Here is a 22866-nt window from a genome sequence, read left to right on the forward strand (position 1 = left end):
CAGGGTCATATTAGCCTGCACGACGCAGGTTTAACGTATGGCGGTCTTGCAGCATAACCAGACGTTCGATATAGGCGCGATCTTTTTCCTCGATGGTGAAGGCCGAATGCACCCAGTCTTCGGTAATATCCATCAGCTCCGAACGCGTCAACTGCAGCACCCGCTGGCGGGCGCGCAACATCGCGCGCATCCCGTTCAGTTTGGGCCGAATGGTATCGATGAAGGTACGGGTGGCCACATAGGCATCACCGGGCTGGAACAGTTGATCGACCAGACCACGGCTTTCGAACCATTCTGCGGTGTGTGACTCGCCTCCCCAGATCAGTTCTTCCGCCAGGCGCATGCCCGCCTTGCGCGCCACCAGTGAATAACCGCCCATGCCGGGGAACAGGTTAAACGCAATTTCCGGGAACCCCATACGCGCATTGTTCTGCGCCAGAACGAAATGGTGCGCCAGCGCCGCTTCAAAACCGCCTCCCAACGCACTGCCCTCCACCATCGCAATACTGACCGCGCCGGTATCGAACCCGCGAGCCGCCGCATGTACACAGTCAATACAGGCGCGGGCGTAAGCCATCATCGCCTCACGTTTGCGGTTTTTAATCGCCTCGGCAAAGAACTGCAGATCGCCGCCGACATTGAACATATTCGGCACCAACGACCCGGTGACCCAAAAATCAAACTGCAATGAGGACTCTTTTGCTGCCTGCGCCAGCGTCATGATGTCTTCGATTAACGCCTGGTTGAAACAAGGGCGCGGCTCGGCACGCAGCAGCATCCACATGATGCGCCGCCCCTCCTCATAATAGGCAGAAATCTGTGTCAAAGGACCCGCTTCGGTAAACGGACGACAGGTGGGATGATTAAGTAATTTCATAATGACCTTCCATTTTCTCTAGTGATAACAGTTGAAACCGTTCCAGCCCCTACGGCTGCAGTCGCGCAACGGTGGGTAAACCGCTGCGCCACATCATGAGTAAACGCTTTCTTGGTGATGAAACAGATAAAAATTGAAGGTCGGAGAATGAAAAAAACCGCGCTGGGACGCGGCTGACATAAGAATTTTACCCATCGGCGCGTCGCAACATTTCACCGGGAGGGCGAACGCGCTAAGCTCACAAATTAGCCGGTTGCCGCCCCCGACAGCCAAAACGCCGAGCCTTTTGGCTATAATCAAAATTGAGACAGCTTATTTATCGTTAAGGATATCGTGACGTAATGCCTACAGGATCAGATAAAGACCCCCATCAGCCCAACAGTGAAGCGCCGCAAAAACCGCTGATCGACATCAAGACCGGCCACCAGAAAATTGACCGGCGCATTTCCGGATTTTCACGCCTGATTGAGCGTATCAAGGCCTGGCCAAGCATCGCCCACCTGCTGCGCGCTACCGAGCGCTTTAACGATCGTCTGGGCAGCCAATTCGGCGCGGCCATCACCTATTTCTCGTTTCTTTCGCTGATCCCGATTCTGATGGTGTCGTTCGCCGCCGTCGGCTTTGTACTGGCATCCAACCCGGACCTGCTGACCGGGCTGATTAATAAAATTGTCGGCAGCATCAGCGATCCGACCCTGGCCGGCACGCTGAAAAACACCGTCAATACCGCCATTCAGCAACGTACCACGGTCGGGTTAACCGGCCTGGCGCTGGCGCTGTATTCAGGGATCAGTTGGATGGGCAACCTGCGTGAGGCGATCCGCGCGCAGTCGCGTGACGTCTGGGAACGCAATCCGCAGGATCAGGAAAAAATCTACTTCAAATACACCCGCGACTTTGTCTCGCTGACCGGCCTGGTGGTGGCGCTGATTATCACCCTGACGCTGACCTCAATCGCCGGTTCGGCACAGGCAGCAATCGTCCACGCGCTGGGCCTGGAAGGCATCGAATGGCTGCGACCGGCGATGACGCTGATTGCGCTGTCGATCTCCATCTTTGCCAACTACCTGCTGTTCCTGTGGATCTTCTGGATGCTGCCACGGCATAAGCCGAAGAAGAAAGCGCTGCTGCGCGGTACGCTGCTTGCCGCTATCGGTTTCGAGGTGATTAAGTTTGTAATGACCATGACCTTGCCGCAGGTGGCAAAATCCCCTTCCGGCGCCGCCTTTGGTTCGGTGATTGGGCTGATGGCGTTTTTCTATTTCTTCGCCCGCCTGACGCTGTTTTGCGCTGCCTGGATCGCGACGGCGCAGTATAAAGAGGATAAAACCCTGCCGGAGTCAGAACAATCCGTGCCCTAAATCAACGCAATCATACCGGTCATTTCCTAATGGCCGGTTTTTTATTCCGCATTTAAGCCGAAAATCCAGCATATAAAACCAATTCAAAGACACCACACCGGCCAAAACCAGCATAACAAACTACCGGCTAACTTTTCTTTCCGGCTTTTACAGATGTTCAGTCTGCAAATCATTCATTTGGCAACGTTAAAATCTATGCGAGAACGCACCAATGAAACATTAAGCTTTTTAACCGGTTAATCACGGCATTGTACAAAGTTTCATCATTGAAAAGGCATTTTGCTATGACTAAGATGGATTTTTACAAATTCAAAATATAAGAAACATTATGCAAGCCTCCATCGCACCAACTCTGGACGCCGACGACGCGTCAACACCGGTTAACTCACGCGGAAAAGTGATTGTCGCCTCGCTGGTCGGGACGGCCATCGAGTTTTTCGATTTCTATATTTACGCCACCGCGGCGGTGATCGTGTTCCCGCATATCTTCTTCCCGCAGGGCGATCCCACCACGGCTACGCTGCAGTCGCTGGCCACTTTCGCCGTCGCTTTCGTGGCGCGTCCGATTGGTTCGGCGCTGTTCGGCCACTTCGGCGATCGCGTGGGGCGTAAGGTGACGCTGGTCGCCTCGCTGCTCACCATGGGGATTTCCACCGTGCTGATCGGCCTGTTGCCAAGCTACGAAACCATTGGCATCTTTGCCCCTATCCTGCTGGCACTGGCGCGTTTCGGTCAGGGCTTGGGTCTGGGCGGTGAATGGGGCGGAGCGGCCTTGTTGGCCACCGAGAATGCCCCGGCCAAAAAGCGGGCGCTGTACGGCTCGTTCCCGCAGTTGGGCGCCCCTATCGGCTTCTTCTTCGCCAACGGCACCTTCCTGCTGCTCTCCTGGCTGCTGACTGACCAACAGTTTATGGAATGGGGCTGGCGCGTGCCGTTTATCCTGTCCGCCGCGCTGGTGTTGATTGGCCTGTACGTGCGCGTATCGCTGCATGAAACGCCGGTGTTCGCCAAGGTAGCGAAAGCCGGCAAACAGGTGAAAATTCCACTTGGTACCCTGCTCAGCAAGCATCTGAAAGTGACCATCCTCGGCACCTTCATCATGCTGGCGACCTATACGCTGTTCTACCTGATGACGGTGTACTCGATGACCTATGGCACCACACCGCAACCGCTGGGGCTGGGTTACTCGCGTAACAGCTTCCTGTGGATGCTGATGGTGGCGGTGATCGGCTTTGGCGTTATGGTGCCGATTGCCGGCCTGCTGGCGGATGCCTTTGGCCGCCGCAAGACCATGATCGTCATCACCCTGCTGATGATCGCCTTCGCCTTCCTGTTCCCAAGCATGTTGGGCTCCGGTAACCAGACGCTGGTGATGGGCTTCCTGCTGTGCGGCCTGAGCATCATGGGGCTGACCTTCGGTCCGATGGGCGCGCTGCTGCCAGAGCTGTTCCCGACCGAAGTCCGTTATACCGGCGCATCGTTTTCCTACAACGTGGCGTCGATCCTCGGGGCCGCGGTGGCACCTTATATCGCCACCTGGCTGGCAACGCACTACGGTCTGTTCTACGTTGGCCTGTATCTGGCGGCGATGGCCAGCCTCACGCTGATCGCCCTGTTGCTGATGAAAGAGACCCGCGACCAGTCGCTGTAACCCTGCTTATGCGGCCCCCGTCAGGCGGGCCGCACTTCCCGCGTTGTCTCCTGTCATAAAATCAGACTATGCTGAATGCTTCTCTTTTGACGGAAATGGAAATCAATAATGTCTCTGCGCCGCAGGCTGTCTTTGTACGTTGCGCCGTTGGTGGTGATCGCCATTGCGCTGGGTATCTGGTTCTGGTTGATGCCCTCCCACTCAAACGCGCTGTGGCGCATCGTCAGCCAGCAGTGTTTGCCCAACCAGCAAGCGCATAACAACCCCGCTCCCTGTGCGCAAGTCGACCCACAGGCCGGTTTTGTGGTGTTTAAGGACCGCAACGGGCCGCTGCAGTATTTGCTGATGCCAACCGCAAAAATCACCGGTATTGAAAGCCCTGAAGTACTGGAAGCCGACACCCCGAATTTCTTTGCGCAAGCCTGGGCGGCGCGGCATTTCATGGCAGATAAGTACGGCAAAGAGATTGATGACGCTGATATTTCGCTGGCGATCAATTCAGAATATGGGCGAACTCAGAATCAGCTGCACATCCACATCTCCTGCCTGCTGCCGGCGGTAAAAACGCGGCTGGCGCAGTATGCGAAGGATTACAGCGAACAGTGGGAGCCGATGCCGGGCGGCTTGCTTGGGCATGACTATTTGGTGCGTAAGGTCACCGCTGACGACCTGGAAAAACAGGGTGCGTTCCGCTTGCTGGCGGAGGGCGTACAACGCACAGAGGGCCGTATGGGCAGTTTCGGCCTGGCGATGACCGCATTGCCGGGTGGCGACTTCCTGTTGTTGGCCACCGAGCGCAGTCTGCTGCCGTTTACCCTGGCTTCGGCGGAAGAAATTCAGGATCACGACTGCCGGGTTCTGCAATAAAAATGGCCCGCAGTGCGGGCCGTTACAGTCATTTTTTCTTCTTCATTTGCTGCAGAATTTGGCCGCACTGGTTTTCCTCGCCGCCTTCGCTTGGGGAAACCAGTGCCAGCAGGGCCGCAGCCGGTGTCAGTACCACCCCCAGCGCCACCGCAGCCGCACCGCGCGCAATCAACGGGCCGGCCTTCACCCCGGCATCCGGGTGCGCGAACGTCCCCTTCACATACAGCGGCGAACGCAGCGTCAGCACGCGCATCCCCTTACTTTCCGGATCGATGGACAAATCCAGCCGCTCCGTGGCGAAATTAGTATTGCCACTGATATTGATAATCGCGTTCTCGGTGTCGAACACAAACAACCGCGGGGCGGCCACGCCGTTGCTGATCCCGACATCCGCCGCCGCGCAGTTGATGCCCACGACGTCGTCACCAAACAGCTGCGCCACCAAATAGTTGCCGACGTTTAACCCGAGAATTTCCATCAGGCTGCGGCTGATGACCCCGTTGTTGATCACCATGCGCAGATCGCCGCTGCTGGTCGCCAGCAGATCGGCCACCGAATTGCCGCGGCCGGTCAGTTTGGCATCGCCGTTCAATTGCCCCAGGCTGCGTTTCATCGATCCCACATTCGGCAGCAACTGCTTGAGTTGGAATTTACGCGCATGCATATCCACCCGGCCCTGCATCGGATTTTTACTGCCGTCGAGGCGCAGGGTAGAGTTTAAGTTGCCCCCGGCCACGCCGAAGCGCAACGGATCCATCAGGATGGCGCCGTTATCCAACTGCAAATGGGTATAGAGATCGCTCAGCGGCAGCGAACTGCCGTGCTCGATGCGCTTGGCGGTGAATTTGACGTCCGCATCCATCACCTTCCAGCTTTGGGTCTCAAATTTCTCTACCGGCAGCACCTTGCCGGCCGGCTGGCGGCTCTTCTCACCGCGTCCGGCTTTTTCCGTGTTGGAATCCGCCCCAATCAGGGGCGCCAGATCGGCGAAACGCAGCTGTTTCGACAGCACTTCACCGCTCAGCTTCGGCCGGGGTTTGCCGGCGACATATTTCAAATCGCCGTGAATATCGCTGTCGCCGATTTTGCCGTCGAATTTCTGGTACTGGAATACCGCACCGCCTTTTTCGTGCAGCCGGGCAATCAGGTGACCATCGGTGGAATACGGCGGGGTATTGGGCAGCAGCACGCCGGTCAGGCCATACAGATTCCCCAGGCTGTCGCCGGAGAATTTAAGCTGCAAGTCCAGCCCGCCGAGGTTCATCGGATCAGACAGCGTGCCCGCCACCACCACCCGGGTGGTGCCGGAACGTACATCGGCCTGCAGCGGGAATGGCTGATCGGCGCTTTGCAACGACAGCATCCCGCCGATCTTGCCGCTGCCTGCCAGTGGCTCGCCGTTATAGGTGCCTTTCACCTTCCAACCGAAAACATAGTCAGGCGCGATGGCTTTGTCGGCGTCTTTTTTGCCCGTCACCTCGCTGAACGGCAGAGGTTTGCCGAGCGGGTCAATCTCCGCGCGAAAATTCGCCTTCAGCGTGGCGTCTTTGAACGCAATCTGGCCGCGATCGAATACGATGTCATGAATGTTCACCGACCAGGCGGACGGCGGCTGGTTGGGATCGCCGGCCAGGTTAAAGGTCCAGTTATTCTCGCCGTTGGCCAGGCGCTGCAGGCTGGCGTTTGGCTGCTTTAGCCAGATACGCGGGATCAACACTTCTTTGCCCAGCAGTGCCAGCGGCGAGATGCTGGCTTCGACGCGTTGCAACTGGACCATGTGGTCACCCGGGATATTTTTCGGGTTACCCAGCACGATGTCTTCGGCATGAATTCGCGGCCAGGGTACCCAGGCGCGCCAGCCGCCTTCCTCCTTATCGCGCGTCCACGCCACGCCTAAATCGCCACGGATAGCGAACGGACGGTGCAACTCGGCAGACACTTTGTCATTGATAGTCGGTTTGAGGCGATTCCAGTCGAAGGCCAGCGCAAAGATCACCAACGCAGCGATGATCAGCAGCACAATCCCCCCCACCCAAGTGAACGCTTTTCCTGTTCTTGTCATAACGGCTCCCTGAACGCGATAACTTGCCAATAATTGATAAGCCACTTTTATCAAGCCTAGCCGAGGATAGGCAAGAGTTCACGCTTTAGGGGGACCGGGATCAGGCCGCTGGCGCGGAAAACAACCTGGGCAAGGTTTGCAGGGTTTCGAAACGGGCCGGACGGGAAAGGTAGTAGCCCTGCGCTGCCAGGGCGCCGGAACGCTGCACCAGCCGCCATTCCTGCTCGGTTTCCACCCCTTCGACAATCACCCCTTCGCTGTGCTGATTCATTATTCTGACCAGGGTGGAGAGCAGTTGGATCCCATCTTCCGTTTGCTTAAGCAAAGTGAATAATTCACGCGCTACCTTGATGTATTGATAGCGCCAGGTACTGACGGCGGAGAAGTTCGCCAGCCCGCTGCCGAAGTCATCCAGCCACAGCCGCTCTGCGCCGGCAATTTGCTGCAACGAGCCGTTCAAAGCCATGCCTGCGTGCTCCACCAGCTCGAAGCGCAGATAAGGCATGCCGGCAATCTGGCGTTGCAATGCGCCGTGCCGCTGTAGCGCCTGCAACGCAATGCCATCGATATTGACCGATACCATCAGCGCCTGGCGGGTCAGCAACGGCTGCCAGTGCTGGAGCAACGTCAGTTGTTCCTGAATGATCTGCAGACGCTTGCGAACATCGAGGGCGGCAAAATAATGCTCAGGCGACAGGGGCTTGTCCGGCGCGGCAGGATGCGACACCGCCGTCAGCAGTTCGAGCGCCAGTAAAGTGCCGCAGGTGCGGTAGATCGGCTGGAAGGTATACTGCCGCCGGCATTGCCGCCAATAATGCTGCGCTTTTACCTGCGTGCATACGGCAAGGAATGGCGCCAGCAGACCAGAAATCATCTTGGTTGTCATTGGGACTATCGCCATTGAAGGGAAATGAAAACGCTCAGGCTGCGTGATTGCTCCCTTGGGTTTATCGGCAGCGGGCGATAAAACTTTAAGCGGCGGCGAAAGCCTTCTACAGTGAATAGCGATATCAAACACCAAGGAAAAAAACATGCCCTACGTCAATATCAAAATTACCCGTGAAGGCGCGACAGCGGAGCAAAAGAAGCAGTTGATCGCCGGTGTAACCCAACTGCTGGTAGATACGCTGGGGAAAAACCCGGCCACTACCGTGGTGGTCATCGATGAAGTGGAAACCGACAACTGGGGTATCGGCGGCAAATGCGTCACCGACCTGCGCGCCGCCGCTAAATAACGCCGGGATCTGGCCCCTGGATCGGGAAACTTTTGGGTTTCCCGATCGCCGTCATGATTAAATTAAAACGTTGTTTTATTTTTATTGACTCCCCCGTCCCTTGCGTTGAGACTGGATGCGTTTCGCATCCATCCACCTTCTTCTTTCAGCCAGGGCTCGTTGACTATGACCACCCAGAATCTTGCCGTGATCGGCGAATGCATGATTGAACTGTCGCAGAAAGGCGCGGACCTTAGCCGCGGTTTTGGCGGCGATACGCTAAACACCGCCGTTTACATCGCCCGCCAGGTGGCGGAAACCACGCTGCAGGTGCATTACGTTACCGCACTCGGCACCGACAGTTTCAGCGAGGAAATGCTGCAGGCCTGGCAGCAGGAAAAGGTGAACATCGGTTTGATCCAACGGCTGGAAAACAAGCTGCCGGGGTTGTACGTGATCGAAACCGATGAAACCGGCGAACGTACCTTTTACTACTGGCGTAACGACGCGGCTGCCCGCTACTGGCTGACCAGCCCGCAGGCAGAGAGTTTGTGCGAGCAACTGGCCCATTTCGACTATTTATACCTTAGCGGCATCAGCGTGGCGATCCTCGACGCGGCCAGCCGCACCAAGCTGCTGGCGTTGTTGCGTCAGTGTCGAGCCAACGGCGGTAAGGTGATTTTCGATAACAACTATCGCCCGCGCCTGTGGCAAAACAGGGAGGAAACGCAGCAGGTTTATCGCGAGGTACTGGCCTGCACCGACATCGCCTTCCTGACGCTGGATGATGAAGATTTGCTGTGGGGCAAACAGCCGGTGGAACAGGTGGTGCAGCGTACGCAACAACTGGGCGTGGCAGAGATTGTGATCAAACGCGGTGCGGATGCCTGTCTGGTGTTCAGCGCCGAAGGCACGGAATTGGAAATCCCGGCGGTACGGCTGCCGAAAGAAAAAGTGGTGGATACCACAGCGGCCGGAGATTCCTTCAGCGCCGGTTACCTGGCGGTGCGCTTAACCGGCGGTGATACCGCACAAGCGGCGCAACGCGGCCATCTGACGGCCAGCACGGTGATCCAGCATCGCGGCGCCATTATTCCGCTCGCAGCCATGCCGCAGTAATTCCGGTTCCGTAGAAATGCGAAAGGCCAGCATCAACGCTGGCCTTTTTATTGGACTCGAAAATCCATCTTAATACCCTATGGATTTCAGGTTGTAGCCAGGCGCCAAGCTATCTCATCCCCAGGAGCTTACTTTAGTAAGTGACTGGGGTGTGATAGTGCAGGTAACAACGCTACAGCCTGAAAGACGACGGGTATTTAGCCTGCTACCGCGATACGTTTCATATCCGTCATATACCCGCGCAGCTTACGGCCAACGGATTCGATTGGGTGATTACGCACCGCTTCGTTCACGTCACGCAGTTGCGCGTTGTCGACTGAAGTGCCGGCCACGGATTTGCCCAGGTCACCCGCTTGCAGGGTGGTCATGAACTCTTTCAGCAATGGCACTGCCGCGTTGGCGAACAGGTAGTTACCGTACTCCGCGGTATCAGAGATAACCACGTTCATTTCGTACAGACGCTTACGCGCAATGGTGTTGGCGATCAGCGGCAGCTCGTGCAGTGATTCGTAGTAAGCGGATTCTTCGATGATGCCTGCATCCACCATGGTTTCGAACGCCAACTCAACACCGGCTTTAACCATCGCGACCATCAGTACGCCGTGGTCAAAGTATTCCTGCTCGCTGATTTTGCCTTCAAACTGCGGCGCGTTTTCAAACGCCGATTTGCCGGTCTCTTCACGCCAGTTCAGCAGTTTCACGTCGTCTTCTGCCCAGTCGGCCATCATGCCGCTGGAGAAGGCGCCGGAGATGATGTCGTCCATGTGTTTCTGGAACAGTGGCGCCATGATCTCTTTCAGCTGTTCGGACAGCGCATAAGCACGCAGTTTAGCCGGGTTGGACAGGCGATCCATCATCAGGGTGATGCCGCCCTGCTTCAGCGCTTCGGTAATGGTTTCCCAACCGAACTGGATCAGTTTTTCTGCATAAGCCGGTTCGGTGCCTTCAGCAACCAGTTTGTCGAAACACAGCAGTGAACCCGCCTGCAACATGCCACACAGGATGGTTTGCTCACCCATCAGGTCAGATTTCACTTCGGCAACGAAGGAAGATTCCAGTACGCCGGCACGATGACCGCCGGTCGCGGCAGCCCAAGCCTTGGCAATCGCCATGCCTTCGCCTTTAGGGTCGTTTTCCGGGTGAACCGCAATCAGGGTCGGTACGCCGAAACCGCGTTTGTATTCTTCACGCACTTCGGTGCCCGGACATTTTGGCGCAACCATCACCACGGTGATGTCTTTACGCACCTGCTCACCCACTTCAACGATGTTGAAGCCGTGAGAGTAGCCCAGCGCCGCGCCGTCTTTCATCAGCGGCTGTACGGCACGCACTACGGAGGTGTGCTGCTTGTCCGGCGTCAGGTTAACCACCAGGTCTGCCTGCGGGATCAGTTCTTCGTAAGTCCCCACCTTGAAACCGTTCTCGGTCGCTTTACGCCATGAAGGGCGTTTTTCGTCGATGGCTTCTTTGCGCAGGGCGTAGGCAACATCCAGGCCCGAGTCACGCATGTTCAGGCCTTGGTTCAGACCCTGGGCGCCACAGCCGACAATCACCACTTTTTTGCCTTTCAGGTAGCCGGCTTCGTCAGCGAATTCGTCACGTGTCATAAAGCGGCATTTACCCAATTGCGCCAACTGCTGACGCAGGTTCAATGTGTTGAAATAGTTAGCCATGGTGGTACTCCAGTTAGATGTTGTGTCGATTTTGGTCATCGATGTTATTTTCATTCCCCGCCCTGTCTGTGCGGAGATTCGTTAAACTCAATGTATAACAGGAAACGCGTTGCTTAAATTGATATATTACGAACGTGATATTGCAATTTATGCAACACTCTTGCTGCGAGCGTACTGATATGGATTTGCGTGATTTAAAGCTGTTTCTTCATCTGGCCGAAAGCCATCACTTTGGCCGCACCGCCAAGGCGATGCACGTCAGCCCGTCGACGCTTTCCCGCCAGATCCAACGGCTGGAAGAGATCCTCGGGCAGCCGCTGTTTTTGCGCGATAACCGCACTGTGCAGCTCACCAATGCCGGTGAACAGCTAAAAGATTTTGCTCAGCAGACGCTGTTGCAATACCAGCAGTTGAAACATTCGCTAGGCCAACATGGCCCTTCGCTGAGCGGCGAACTGCGGCTGTTTTGCTCGGTCACCGCCGCCTACAGCCACCTGCCGCCGATCCTCGACCGCTTCCGCGCACAGCATCCGCTGGTAGAAATTAAACTCACCACCGGCGATGCTGCCGACGCGGTCGATAAAGTTCAGTCCAACGAAGCCGATCTGGGTATTGCCGGCCGGCCTGAAACCCTGCCCACCAGCGTAGCCTTCACCAAAATCGGCGAGATCCCGCTGGTGCTGATTGCCCCGGCGCTACCGTGTGCCGTGCGCAGTCAGGCCTTTGCCGAGCAGCCCGACTGGGCCAATATTCCGTTTATCCTGCCGGAGCATGGCCCGTCACGAAAACGCATCGAGCTGTGGTTCCGCCGCCAGCGCATCGCCAATCCGCTGATTTACGCCACCGTCGGCGGCCACGAAGCCATAGTTTCCATGGTGGCTCTGGGTTGCGGCATCGCGCTGATCCCCGGCGTGGTGGTGGACAACAGCCCGGAGCCGGTGCGTAACCGCATCTCGCAGTTAGAGAACATCTCCATGGTCGAGCCGTTCGAGCTGGGGGTCTGCGTGCAGAAAAAACGCCTCAGCGATCCACTGATCGATGCTTTCTGGCGCTTGCTGTCATAAATCTGCCGGGTCGACTTGCTTCATCGCCTCCACCTGCATCAACCAGTGGTAGAGCGGCTCCAACTGCCGGAAGCCCTGCGCCAGCCTCTGTGTCAGACCAGCGTTGAACAACCTCTCCACCTGGCTATCGGTGGCCATCACGGCGAAGGATTTACGGTTGTACCAGGTAGCGATGTCTGCCGCCTGCTCTTTAACCAGCGGGCGTTTGTAGCTTTCCCCCACCAGCTCGAAAGGGGGTCGACAGCAGGCCGCGACGTCGAGAAATGGCTGCGGACGACGTTGCAGCGTATGGCGAAACAGGTCCATGGTTGGCTTGTTGGCACTGTAATAGCCCAACCCGTAGCGCAACATGTCCGGCCCCAGTTCGAAGAAATAAACCGGTGCGTCCTTCCAGTCTTTGCTCGGCCGTTTGAACGTCAGCCACATGCGGCTGCGGTAACGTGACTTGTCGTGCGAAAAACGCGTGTCGCGGTGAATGCGCGACAGCGTTTTGCCGATCGCCGGCCGGGTTTCGAACTGTGGATCGATCGCCAGCATCGTCGGGGCCAGCTCAGCCACCAGCAAACGGAACGGCGTCAGCAGCTCGCTATCGTAAACGCCGCGGTTGGCCTCAAACCACTCTTTGTCGTTCTCGACCCGCACCTGCTGCAGAAAATTCAGGCCCTGTTGGCTAAAGCCGTTAAATTGATCCGTCATGCGCCGTCCTTGTCGGTTCCCTTAGCCCTGCAAAAAGAAGCGGAACGCCGGGTTATCGGTTTCATCGTGGCAGTCGTAGCCCAGCGCCTGCAGATGCTGCTCAAACTCAGGTTCGGTCTGCGACAGCTCAAAGCCTGCCAGCACGCGGCCAAAGTCGGTGCCGTGGCTGCGGTAATGGAACAGCGAAATATTCCAGTGGGTGCCCAGGGTTTGCAAAAACTTCAGCAACGCGCCCGGCGACTCCGGGAATTCAAAGCTGTACAGCCGCTCGCGCAGCGGTTTCGAAGGACGCCCGCCCACCATATAACGCACATGCAGCTTGGCCATTTCGTCGTCGGACAGATCCACCACCTGATAACCGTCGGCGTTCAGTTCATCGATAATTTCCAGACGTTCGGCATGGCCGCGCGTCAGACGGACACCGACGAAAATGCAGGCGTTATCCGCATCGGCGTAACGGTAATTGAACTCGGTTACCGACCGGCCGCCCAGCAGTTGGCAAAACTTCAGGAAGCTGCCTTTTTGCTCCGGAATGGTCACCGCCAGCAGGGCTTCGCGCTGTTCGCCCAATTCGCAGCGTTCCGACACATAGCGCAAACCGTGGAAGTTCAGGTTGGCGCCGGACAGCACATGCGCCAGGCGTTCGCCCTGGATGTTGTGCTGCTGCACATACTTCTTCAGCCCGGCCAACGCCAGCGCGCCGGAGGGTTCAGCAATGGCGCGTACGTCTTCGAACAAATCTTTGACCGCCGCGCAGATAGCGTCGCTGTCGACGGTGATCACGTCGTCCAGATATTCCCGGCACAGGCGGAAGGTTTCGTCACCGATGCGCTTCACCGCCACGCCTTCGGCAAACAGCCCGACACGCGCCAGATCCACCGGATGCCCGGCATCCAGCGCCGCTCGCAGACAGGCGGAGTCTTCCGCCTCCACGCCGATCACTTTGATCTGCGGCATCAGTTGCTTGATTAATACCGCCACGCCGGCCGCCAGGCCACCGCCGCCAACCGGAACAAACACCCGGTCAAGGTGCGCGTCCTGTTGCAACAGTTCCATCGCCAGCGTGCCCTGCCCGGCGATCACCGTCGGGTGATCAAACGGGGGAACGAAGGTCATGCCCTGCTTGTGCGAAAGCTCGATCGCTCTGGCCTTGGCTTCATCAAAATTAGCGCCGTGCAACAGCACTTCGCCGCCGAAACCACGCACCGCATCCACTTTGATGTCTGCAGTGGACACCGGCATGACGATCAGCGTTTTAATCCCCAGCCGTTTGCCGGAATAAGCCACGCCTTGCGCATGGTTGCCGGCCGAAGCCGTCACCACGCCGCGCGCTTTTTGCTCTTCGTTCAGGCTGGCGATCATGGCATAGGCCCCGCGCAGCTTGAAACTGTGCACCGGCTGACGATCTTCGCGCTTCACCAGAATGGTATTGCCGAGGCGCGAAGAAATTTTGCTCATGGCCTGCAACGGGGTGACCTGAGCCACCTCGTAAACCGGCGAGCGGAGCACCGCTCGCAAATACTCCGCGCCACAGGGGGCGTCGGGTAGGGGTTGCGATACCGCCATGATGCTTAGCCTCCCAGCTTGCTCTTGTCGCGTACGGCACCTTTGTCGGCGCTGGTCGCCAACATGGCATAGGCACGCAGGGCAAAGGAAACCTGACGCTCACGGTTTTTCGGTGTCCAGGCCAGATCGCCACGCGCCAGCTCCACTTCACGGCGAGCCGCCAGTTCGCTGTCCGTGACGTCCAGCACCATGCTGCGATTAGGAATATCGATGTCGATCATGTCGCCATCTTCGACCAGCGCAATCAGGCCGCCGCTGCCCGCTTCCGGAGAAACGTGGCCGATAGACAGGCCCGAAGTCCCGCCCGAGAAACGTCCGTCGGTGATCAGCGCACAGGCTTTGCCCAGGCCCATCGACTTCAGGTAGGTGGTTGGGTACAGCATTTCCTGCATGCCCGGCCCGCCCTTCGGCCCTTCGTAGCGGATCACCACCACATCGCCGGCAACCACTTTGCCGCCGAGGATCGCTTCCACCGCGGAGTCCTGGCTTTCATACACTTTGGCCGGACCACGGAAAGTCAGGTTGTCTTTATCGACGCCGGCGGTCTTGACGATGCTGCCGTCCAGCGCCATGTTGCCGTACAGCACGGCCAAGCCACCATCCTGGCTGAACGCATTTTCCAGCGAGCGGATACAGCCTTCGGCACGATCATCGTCCAGCGTATCCCAGCGGCAATCTTGCGAGAACGCCTTGGTGGTACGAATGCCCGCCGGACCGGCGCGGAACATTTTTTTCACCGCCTCATCCTTGGTCAGCATGATGTCGTACCGATCCAGCGTCTGCGGCAGGGTCAGCCCCAGGATGTTGTACACATCGCGGTTCAGCAGGTTTGCGCGGTCCAGCTCACCGAGGATCGCCAGCACGCCGCCGGCGCGGTGCACGTCTTCCATATGGTATTTCGGGGTGCTTGGCGCCACTTTACACAGGTGCGGCACCTTGCGTGACAGGCGGTCGATATCTTCCATGGTGAAATCAATTTCGCCCTCCTGCGCGGCAGCCAGCAGGTGCAGCACGGTATTGGTCGACCCGCCCATGGCGATATCCAGCGTCATGGCGTTTTCAAACGCCGCCTTGTTGGCGATGCTGCGCGGCAGTGCGCTTTCGTCGTCTTGCTCGTAGTAGCGTTTGGTCAGGGCAACGATGCGTTTACCGGCGTTGAGGAACAGATCCTTACGGTCGGCATGGGTCGCCAGCAGCGAGCCGTTACCCGGTTGCGACAGGCCCAGCGCTTCGGTCAAACAGTTCATTGAGTTGGCGGTGAACATGCCGGAACAGGAACCGCAGGTCGGGCAGGCTGAGCGTTCAATTTGTTCGCTGTCGGCGTCGCTGACGTTCGGGTTGGCCCCCTGGATCATTGCATCGACCAGATCCAGCTTGATGATTTGATTGGAGAGCTTGGTTTTACCGGCTTCCATCGGGCCGCCGGAAACGAAAATCACCGGAATGTTCAGGCGCAGTGACGCCATCAACATGCCCGGGGTGATTTTGTCGCAGTTGGAAATGCACACCATCGCATCCGCACAGTGGGCATTGACCATGTATTCGACCGAGTCGGCGATCAGTTCGCGCGACGGCAGGGAATAGAGCATGCCGCCGTGGCCCATGGCGATACCGTCATCCACCGCAATGGTGTTGAACTCTTTGGCTACGCCGCCTGAGGCTTCGATCTGTTCTGCAACCAGCTTGCCCAAATCACGCAGATGCACATGGCCCGGAACGAACTGGGTAAAGGAGTTAACCACCGCGATAATGGGTTTGCCAAAATCGTCATCGGTCATTCCGGTCGCGCGCCATAATGCGCGGGCACCCGCCATGTTGCGGCCGTGGGTGGTGGTGGCGGAACGGTACTTAGGCATGCTCTTCACTCCAAATGTATTTATTACAGGCGGCGAACGAACCGCCTGGATATTCTTGTCTGTCTGTCGCTTTACCCTAACAGGTAACGTCGTTATTTATGGGTTTACCGGATCCAGCCAACCGTACTTGTCTTCGGTCTTGCCGGTAAACAGGCCAAAGAACGCCTGTTGAATTTGTTTGGTCACCGGGCCGCATTTGCCAATGCCGACCTGGATGCCGTCAACGCTGCGCACCGGGGTGATTTCCGCTGCGGTGCCGGACATGAACACTTCGTCGGCCAGGTACAGCGACTCACGCGACAGCACCTGCTCACGCACTTCGAAGCCCATGTCTTTCGCCAACTTGATGATGGCGTCACGGGTAATGCCCGGCAGTGCGGAAGAGGTAAACGGTGGGGTGAACAACACGCCGTCTTTCACTTCAAACAGGTTCTCGCCCGCGCCTTCGGAAATATAGCCGTGCACGTCAAGCGCAATCCCTTCCTGATAACCGTGGCGGCGCGCTTCGCTGCCTACCAGCAAGGAGGAAAGGTAATTACCGCCGGCTTTGGCCGCGGTTGGGATGGTGTTTGGCGCTACGCGCTGCCAGGACGAAACCATGGCATCGATACCTTGATCCAGCGCCTCTTCACCCAGGTACGCGCCCCAAGGAAACGCCGCGATAATCACGTCGGTTTTGTAACCGTCCGGCGGGTTAACCCCCATGCCGACGTCACCCACAAACACCAACGGGCGAATATAAGCGCTGACCAGGTTGTTTTTACGCAACGTGGCGCGGCAGGCTTCCATCAGTTCATCAACGCTTTGCGATACCGGCATACGGTAGATTTTTGCCGAGTCATGCAGGCGCTGCATATGCTCACGGTGACGGAACACCACCGGACCTTTATGGGAGTCGTAGCAACGGACTCCTTCAAACACCGAAGTGCCGTAGTGCAGTGCGTGCGACATCACGTGCACTTTGGCGTCAGCCCAGGGAACCATCTCACCATTGAACCAAATGTAATCGGCTTTCTTCGTCATTGTTCTTTATCCTTCTCACGCATCAGGCGCGTATTTGTTGTGATGTTTGTTGTTGGATCTCAACGCAGGAGACATCCATCAGTTTGCTCAACTGAGATGACAGTAGATCCACCGGGCGCTGGCTGGCAACGGTCAATTCAATATTAATCTTGTCGGTATTTGACGCCGAAACCATATTCATAGCACAAACCTGAAAGCCGCGATGACGCACGACGCGCAATACGCGCTCTAACATTTCAGGGCGAAAGCGGGCCTGGATCGAGAGTTGATGCTGCATCATGAGATTTTCTCCAACATGGTTTCGTTACCGGCACCCGGCGGCACCAGCGGCCAGACGTTTTCGAGTTCATCTATCGACACATGCAGCAGATAAGGGCCTTCACTGTTGAATAAGGCGTCGAGTGCGTCTGCCACCTGGTCTTTACGGGTGATACGTTGGCCGGGAATGCCGAAGGCGTTGGCCAGCATCAGGAAATCGGGGTTATCGGAGAGATTGGTTTCGCTGTAACGCCCGTCAAAAAACAGCTGTTGCCACTGGCGAACCATGCCTAAACGCTGGTTATCCAGTAACACGATTTTCAGCGGCAGTTGCTTGCGTTTTATGGTGCCCAGTTCCTGTACGTTCATCATGAAAGAACCGTCGCCCGACACGCAGATCACCGTATCTTCCGGGCGTGCCATTTGGGCGCCAACCGCGGCCGGCACGCCGAACCCCATGGTGCCCAAACCGCTGGAGGTGATGAAATTCTCCGGGCGTTCGAAAGTCATGTGCTGAGCGGTCCACATCTGGTGCTGGCCCACGTCGGTGGTAACCACGCTATTGGCCGGCTTGCGCTCGGACAGCTGTTTCAACAGCAACGGCGCGTAGATTGGCTGCCCCGGATGGTCGTAACGCCAGGTATGGGTTTCTTTCAGCTCAACCACCCGTTGCTGCCAGGCGGCAATCTTCAGCGGCTGCTGCAACGCCGGCAACAACGCTTTCAAATCGCCCTGCAGCGCGACGTGCGCCTGACGCAATTTGCTCATTTCCGCCGGGTCGATATCCATGTGGATCACCTTGGCGTGCGGAGCAAAAGCATTCAGTTTGCCGGTCACGCGGTCGTCAAAACGCGCGCCGACGGCGATCAACAGATCGCATTCCTGCACTGCCAGGTTGGCGCCCTTGGTGCCATGCATGCCGAGCATGCCGAGGTAATACGGGTCGGCGGCATCGGCCGCGCCCAGCCCTTTCAGCGTGACAACGTTGGGCATTTGAGTCACCGCGATAAACTCACGCAGCGCCGGTACCGCCTGCGCCATGCCCACGCCGCCACCGACGTACAACATCGGCTTGTGTGCCTGCGCCAATAATTCGACAGCCTGCGCCACCTCCGCTGCCGGGTAGTGCAGTTCCTCAACGACCGGCACCAGATGCGGGTGCAGTTCGCCGTGGGCCAGTTGGATGTCTTTCGGGATATCGATCAGCACCGGGCCAGGGCGCCCGCTGCAGGCAATGGCGAAGGCTTCCGCCATGATACCCGGCAGCGCGTCCAGTGATTCCACCAGGAAGCTGTGTTTGGTACAGGCCAGAGACAGGCCGAGAACATCGATCTCCTGAAAGGCATCGGTGCCAATCAGCGCAGAGCCCACCTGGCCGGTGATAGCCACCACCGGAACCGAGTCCAGCAGCGCATCGGCCAGGCCGGTGATCAAATTGGTGGCACCGGGACCAGAGGTGGCGATACAAACGCCGACTCTGCCGGTTGAGCGAGCATAGCCAATGGCCGCCATTGCGGCGCCTTGTTCGTGGCGGCACAGTAGGTGTTCCACCCCACCGTCATACAATGCATCGTAGACCGGCATGATTGCGCCGCCCGGATAGCCGAAAACCTTATCAACTCCCTGTGCACGCAATGCTTGTACTACCCACTGAGCCCCATTCATAGTTATTTCCCCGCCTTACTTCGACAACTGCAGGATTTTGTTCTGTTGTTCATTTTCTTATCCTCGCTTCACTTTTCTCTTGCCAATAAAAAACCCCCGGACCTTTCGGTGCGGGGGTTCTCTTGCGATTCCGGCTTGTTTTCTAAGCCATTCTTCGTCCAAGTGCAGCCCCGCACGGTGGGATAATAATCACCACCACGCTAATCACGACTAGGCTAATCACTTGGGCAAAGGCTTTCATAATGGGTTTGTTCACTGTGCTCGTTTCGAACTAATGCCTACAGAGGTACCATAGTCCCGCGCGGCATGACAACACTTTTTTTGCGTTATTATTCGGCGCAATCTGGTCATACCTCGTGCAAAATATCCGGTTTTCAAACGTTAGCGTGCACACCCGAAGACTTCACGGCCCCCGAAATCGCTTTGCCGCGCGTGTCCTTGCCGAAGAACACCAGCAACGCAATCACGATCGCCACCGTACCGGCGATAATCGCCATCGCCAGCCCGTAATTGTGGCCGTTATGCTCGGCGATCGTCGCCTGCAGCGTGGCATTGACCGAGGCAATCAGGTTGCCCAATTGGTAAACAAATCCCGGCAGCACCGCGCGGGTATTGGCCGGCACCAATTCGGTGAGGTAAGTCGGCACCACGCCCCAGGCCCCCTGCACCATGAACTGCATCAGGAATGCGCCAATCCCCAGCATCAGCGAGCCGCTGGAAAATGCCCATAGCGGGATCACCGGCAGCGCCAGCAACGCAGCGATGATAATCGCCTTCTTGCGGCCGATTTTTTCCGATAACGCCCCAAAGAAAACGCCGCCGATGATTGACGCAATATTGTAGCTAATGGCGATGATACTGACGGTTTTAGGATCGAACCCGTGCTGAACTTTCAAAAACACCGGGTACATATCCTGGGTGCCGTGCGAGAAGAAATTGAATGCCGCCATCAGCAATACCAAGTAGCCGCACAGCTTCCAATGGCTCTTCAACACCGGCAGCAATGCGCTGCTTTCTTTGCGTTCTCGGGCCGCCAACCACACCGGCGATTCCTGCACGCAGTAGTAAATAAACGGCAACAGTAAAATGGGGGCGGCACCGATCACGAACATGCCGCGCCAGCCAATCACCTCGAACAGCAGGCCATACACCACCGCCGCCAACAGGTAGCCAAAGGGGTAACCGGCCTGGAAAATCCCCGACATCAGGCCGCGAGAACGATCGGGAATGGTTTCCATCGCCAGCGACGATGCCACGCCCCAGATCCCACCCATCGCCACGCCGTACAACACCCGCAGCAGCAGGAACACCGTCAACGACGGCGCCGCCGCAGACAGTAATTCAAACACCGAAAAGAACACGATATTCAGCATCAAAATCGGTTTGCGGCCATATTTTTCCGCCGCACGACCGAAGATCAGCGCGCCGATCGGGCGCACCGCCAACGTCAGCAGGATCGCCAGCGTCACCTCTTCCATACCGACATGGAAAGATTGCGCGATATCGCTGAGCAGAAAGACCAGCACGAAGAAATCGAAAGCATCAAGCGTCCAGCTTGAGAAGCTGGCGATAGCTGCATTGCGTTGCAGCGGAGTCCAACCAAACATAATGTTATCCCTACCGTAGAGTACGTAGTCATGAGGTTTAGCGGCTGCCGCGGCAGAGTGCGGCGGCGGTCGGAGTTTGTTAAATAAGTGATTTTTATTTTACTCAATTGTTAAATACACCCATTCCCCCTTCGGTCGCAACATGGTTAGCCTGCTAATGTGTTGCAGCGTTCGCGTAATTGTTAAGGGGTATTGCCACGCTTTGCGAAGCTCTACGCAAAATAAAGCTATCTTCATGAAATTTATTATTTTAATTACGGCTTGGCGCGCAAATATCTCAAGGTTGCCGCGCGACGACGACGCACATCCCGCATCATGTTGCCTTCAGCAAGGAGAGCAATATGTCACTGGCAGTGATCTACACCCGGGCCACGCTGGGCGTTCAGGCCCCTTCGGTTACGGTGGAAGTGCATATCAGTAATGGGTTGCCCGGTCTGACGATGGTCGGTCTACCGGAAACCACGGTAAAAGAGGCTCGCGATCGGGTACGCAGCGCCTTGATCAATAACGGTTTCACCTTTCCTGCACGGCGGATTACCGTCAATCTGGCACCGGCCGATCTGCCCAAAGAAGGCGGTCGCTATGATCTGCCGATTGCGCTGGCGATCCTCGCCGCCTCCGAACAGTTACCGGCCGATCGGTTGGCGCGCTATGAGTTTCTTGGGGAGCTGGCATTATCTGGCGCACTGCGGGGCGTCAGCGGTGCGATCCCTGCCGCGCTGGCCGCACTGGAGGCAGGGCGGCAATTGGTTTTGGCGGCCGCCAATGGGCCGGAGGTGGGGCTAATTACGCAGAGCAAAACCCTGGTGGCAGAACACCTGCTGGAAGTGTGCGCCTTTCTGTCAGGCAAAGGGGATTTGCCGGTAGCCAATGCGCCGCCGGCAACCAACATTTCGCCAGAACCAGCCGACCTGCAGGACATTCTGGGCCAGGAACAGGCCAAGCGGGCGCTGGAGATCGCCGCCGCCGGTGGCCACAACCTGCTGTTGGTCGGCCCGCCGGGAACCGGGAAAACCATGTTGGCCAGCCGCCTGAATGGCCTGCTCCCTCCACTGACCGACCAGGAGGCGCTGGAAAGCATCGCCGTGGCCAGCCTGCTGCATCATGCTGCGCAAGCGCTGCCGTGGCGACAGCGGCCGTTTCGCGCACCGCATCACAGCGCCTCGATGGCCGCACTGGTCGGCGGCGGCTCACTGCCGCGACCCGGTGAAATTTCCATGGCGCACAATGGCGTACTGTTTCTCGATGAGTTGCCCGAGTTCGAAAGACGGGTGCTGGATGCCCTGCGCGAACCGCTGGAGTCTGGCGAGATCGTGGTTTCACGCGCCAGCGCCAAAGTTTGCTTCCCGGCACGGGTACAGCTGATCGCCGCCATGAATCCCAGCCCTACCGGGCATTATCAGGGCATGCATAACCGCGCATCGCCACAACAGGTTTTACGCTATCTGGGGCGGCTTTCAGGGCCGTTTCTCGATCGCTTCGATTTATCGATTGAGGTGCCGCTGTTGCCGCCAGGGGTGCTCAGCAAAAAACGCATCGCCGGTGAAAGCAGCACTCAGGTACGGGAGCGGGTCCTGCTGGCGCGCGAAAGACAGCTCGGCCGGGCGGGCAAGATCAATGCTCTGCTAAAGAATCATGAGGTCGAAAGGGATTGCCGGCTTAGCGCAGCGGACGCGGATTTTCTTGAAACAACCTTAAACCGGTTGGGATTATCGGTTCGCGCCTGGCAGCGGATCCTGAAAGTGGCCCGCACGCTGGCGGATTTGGCGGGAGATCGGGATATTGATAAGCGCCACTTGAGTGAAGCGCTTGGCTATCGCAGTATGGACCGCCTGTTGCTGCAGTTGCACCGCAGCCTGGAATAATAATGGGGCCCAAAGGCCCCATCGTTATTAATCGTCGCTGTCGGTGTAATCTTCCACCGCATCAGCCTGCGGCTTACCGCCGGACAGGGTATGGAATTTTTTCGGGCGGCGTGTGCGCGCCAGATATTTAGCCCATACTTTTTCCTGCTCGGTAACCGGCTCACGCTCACCGTGGCACACTGCGACGAACAACTGTTCTTCTTCAGTGGCCGGCTGGCGTTTACCCGTGTCCAGCTCGTTGAACGCATACCCGAAACGCTCTAGCAATTGCGCTTCTTTAATGGTGAAATCGCCGTGACGGGAGAACCCGCGAGGGTAATGTTTATTATCAAAAAAACGATTGGTCGTGGTGAAGCTATCCGCCATCTGACACGCTCCTAATTCTCTCATGGCCGTGCTGTTTATGGCGCGGAGTATTAGATAGGCTTGACATTGTGTAAAA

Annotated in this window: 19 protein-coding genes and 1 pseudogene; 7 read left to right on the forward strand and 13 right to left on the reverse strand. The window is 57.4% G+C overall.

Annotated elements, in window-relative coordinates; all coding sequences use genetic code 11:
- Window positions 1–10 precede the first annotated feature (10 nt).
- Window positions 11–877, reverse strand: coding sequence for a crotonase/enoyl-CoA hydratase family protein (locus ACGS9J_RS19860; protein WP_442232498.1), 867 nt, complete (start codon window positions 875–877; stop codon window positions 11–13).
- Window positions 878–1218: 341 nt separating this feature from the next.
- Here ACGS9J_RS19860 and yhjD point away from each other — a divergent pair, with 341 nt between their 5' ends.
- From yhjD to ACGS9J_RS19875, 3 genes and pseudogenes are all read left to right on the forward strand, one after another.
- Entirely contained in the window at window positions 1219–2238 is a 1020-nt protein-coding gene (gene yhjD, locus ACGS9J_RS19865; RefSeq protein ID WP_442232499.1) for an inner membrane protein YhjD, read from the forward strand.
- 328 nt (window positions 2239–2566) lie between these two features.
- Window positions 2567–3889, forward strand: coding sequence for an MFS transporter (locus tag ACGS9J_RS19870; protein ID WP_442232500.1), 1323 nt, complete (start codon window positions 2567–2569; stop codon window positions 3887–3889).
- A 99-nt stretch (window positions 3890–3988) separates the two neighbouring features.
- Window positions 3989–4756, forward strand: a pseudogene (locus ACGS9J_RS19875) (CDP-diacylglycerol diphosphatase); the annotation flags it as partial.
- Window positions 4757–4784: 28 nt separating this feature from the next.
- Here the strand turns inward: ACGS9J_RS19875 and ACGS9J_RS19880 are convergent.
- A complete protein-coding gene (locus ACGS9J_RS19880) occupies window positions 4785–6818 on the reverse strand; it encodes an AsmA family protein (protein WP_442232501.1) in 2034 nt (677 codons plus the stop codon).
- A 100-nt stretch (window positions 6819–6918) separates the two neighbouring features.
- Window positions 6919–7704 (reverse strand): cyclic-guanylate-specific phosphodiesterase, encoded by a 786-nt coding sequence (gene pdeH, locus ACGS9J_RS19885; protein WP_442232502.1) that lies wholly within the window; start codon window positions 7702–7704, stop codon window positions 6919–6921.
- Window positions 7705–7849: 145 nt separating this feature from the next.
- Between pdeH and ACGS9J_RS19890 the strand changes: the two genes are divergently transcribed.
- Window positions 7850–8053 carry a 2-hydroxymuconate tautomerase family protein gene (locus ACGS9J_RS19890; RefSeq protein ID WP_442232503.1) on the forward strand — a complete coding sequence of 68 codons (204 nt, stop codon included), beginning with the start codon at window positions 7850–7852 and terminating at the stop codon, window positions 8051–8053.
- Window positions 8054–8218: 165 nt separating this feature from the next.
- Window positions 8219–9151, forward strand: coding sequence for a sugar kinase (locus tag ACGS9J_RS19895; RefSeq protein ID WP_442232504.1), 933 nt, complete (start codon window positions 8219–8221; stop codon window positions 9149–9151).
- A gap of 197 nt (window positions 9152–9348) precedes the next feature.
- Here ACGS9J_RS19895 and ilvC read toward each other — a convergent pair whose 3' ends face one another.
- Window positions 9349–10824, reverse strand: a complete 1476-nt coding sequence (gene ilvC / locus ACGS9J_RS19900) for a ketol-acid reductoisomerase (RefSeq protein WP_442232530.1) — start codon at window positions 10822–10824, stop codon at window positions 9349–9351.
- A 179-nt stretch (window positions 10825–11003) separates the two neighbouring features.
- Here ilvC and ilvY point away from each other — a divergent pair, with 179 nt between their 5' ends.
- Entirely contained in the window at window positions 11004–11888 is an 885-nt protein-coding gene (gene ilvY, locus ACGS9J_RS19905) for an HTH-type transcriptional activator IlvY (RefSeq protein ID WP_442232505.1), read from the forward strand.
- Here the strand turns inward: ilvY and ACGS9J_RS19910 are convergent.
- The 8 genes from ACGS9J_RS19910 to ACGS9J_RS19945 all read right to left on the reverse strand — a co-directional run bounded on the left by ACGS9J_RS19910 (window position 11883) and on the right by ACGS9J_RS19945 (window position 20559).
- On the reverse strand, window positions 11883–12584 hold the full coding sequence (locus ACGS9J_RS19910; protein ID WP_442232506.1) for a DUF2461 domain-containing protein: 702 nt from the start codon (window positions 12582–12584) through the stop codon (window positions 11883–11885). The two genes, ilvY and ACGS9J_RS19910, sit on opposite strands and share 6 nt — an antisense overlap.
- Before the next feature lie 21 nt (window positions 12585–12605).
- Window positions 12606–14150, reverse strand: a complete 1545-nt coding sequence (gene ilvA / locus ACGS9J_RS19915; RefSeq protein WP_041415091.1) for a threonine ammonia-lyase, biosynthetic — start codon at window positions 14148–14150, stop codon at window positions 12606–12608.
- A 5-nt stretch (window positions 14151–14155) separates the two neighbouring features.
- On the reverse strand, window positions 14156–16006 hold the full coding sequence (gene ilvD / locus ACGS9J_RS19920; protein WP_442232507.1) for a dihydroxy-acid dehydratase: 1851 nt from the start codon (window positions 16004–16006) through the stop codon (window positions 14156–14158).
- A 96-nt stretch (window positions 16007–16102) separates the two neighbouring features.
- On the reverse strand, window positions 16103–17029 hold the full coding sequence (locus tag ACGS9J_RS19925) for a branched-chain amino acid transaminase (protein ID WP_442232508.1): 927 nt from the start codon (window positions 17027–17029) through the stop codon (window positions 16103–16105).
- 22 nt (window positions 17030–17051) lie between these two features.
- Complete coding sequence (gene ilvM, locus ACGS9J_RS19930) at window positions 17052–17309, reverse strand: acetolactate synthase 2 small subunit (RefSeq protein WP_442232509.1); 258 nt, start codon at window positions 17307–17309, stop codon at window positions 17052–17054.
- Window positions 17306–18952: an acetolactate synthase 2 catalytic subunit gene (gene ilvG / locus ACGS9J_RS19935; protein WP_442232510.1), complete on the reverse strand. Its 1647-nt coding sequence runs from the start codon at window positions 18950–18952 to the stop codon at window positions 17306–17308. Before ilvG ends, ilvM begins: the two co-directional genes overlap by 4 nt.
- A gap of 142 nt (window positions 18953–19094) precedes the next feature.
- Window positions 19095–19193: an ilv operon leader peptide gene (ilvL, locus tag ACGS9J_RS19940; RefSeq protein WP_015962288.1), complete on the reverse strand. Its 99-nt coding sequence runs from the start codon at window positions 19191–19193 to the stop codon at window positions 19095–19097.
- Window positions 19194–19326: 133 nt separating this feature from the next.
- Window positions 19327–20559: an MFS transporter gene (locus ACGS9J_RS19945; protein ID WP_442232511.1), complete on the reverse strand. Its 1233-nt coding sequence runs from the start codon at window positions 20557–20559 to the stop codon at window positions 19327–19329.
- 341 nt (window positions 20560–20900) lie between these two features.
- Here ACGS9J_RS19945 and ACGS9J_RS19950 point away from each other — a divergent pair, with 341 nt between their 5' ends.
- Window positions 20901–22424 (forward strand): YifB family Mg chelatase-like AAA ATPase, encoded by a 1524-nt coding sequence (locus ACGS9J_RS19950; protein WP_442232512.1) that lies wholly within the window; start codon window positions 20901–20903, stop codon window positions 22422–22424.
- A gap of 27 nt (window positions 22425–22451) precedes the next feature.
- Here the strand turns inward: ACGS9J_RS19950 and ACGS9J_RS19955 are convergent, their stop codons facing one another.
- Window positions 22452–22790 carry a DUF413 domain-containing protein gene (locus ACGS9J_RS19955; RefSeq protein ID WP_442232513.1) on the reverse strand — a complete coding sequence of 113 codons (339 nt, stop codon included), beginning with the start codon at window positions 22788–22790 and terminating at the stop codon, window positions 22452–22454.
- Window positions 22791–22866 lie beyond the last annotated feature (76 nt).

The sequence above is a fragment of the Serratia quinivorans genome (assembly GCF_052113645.1).
Lineage (GTDB): Bacteria > Pseudomonadota > Gammaproteobacteria > Enterobacterales > Enterobacteriaceae > Serratia > Serratia quinivorans_B.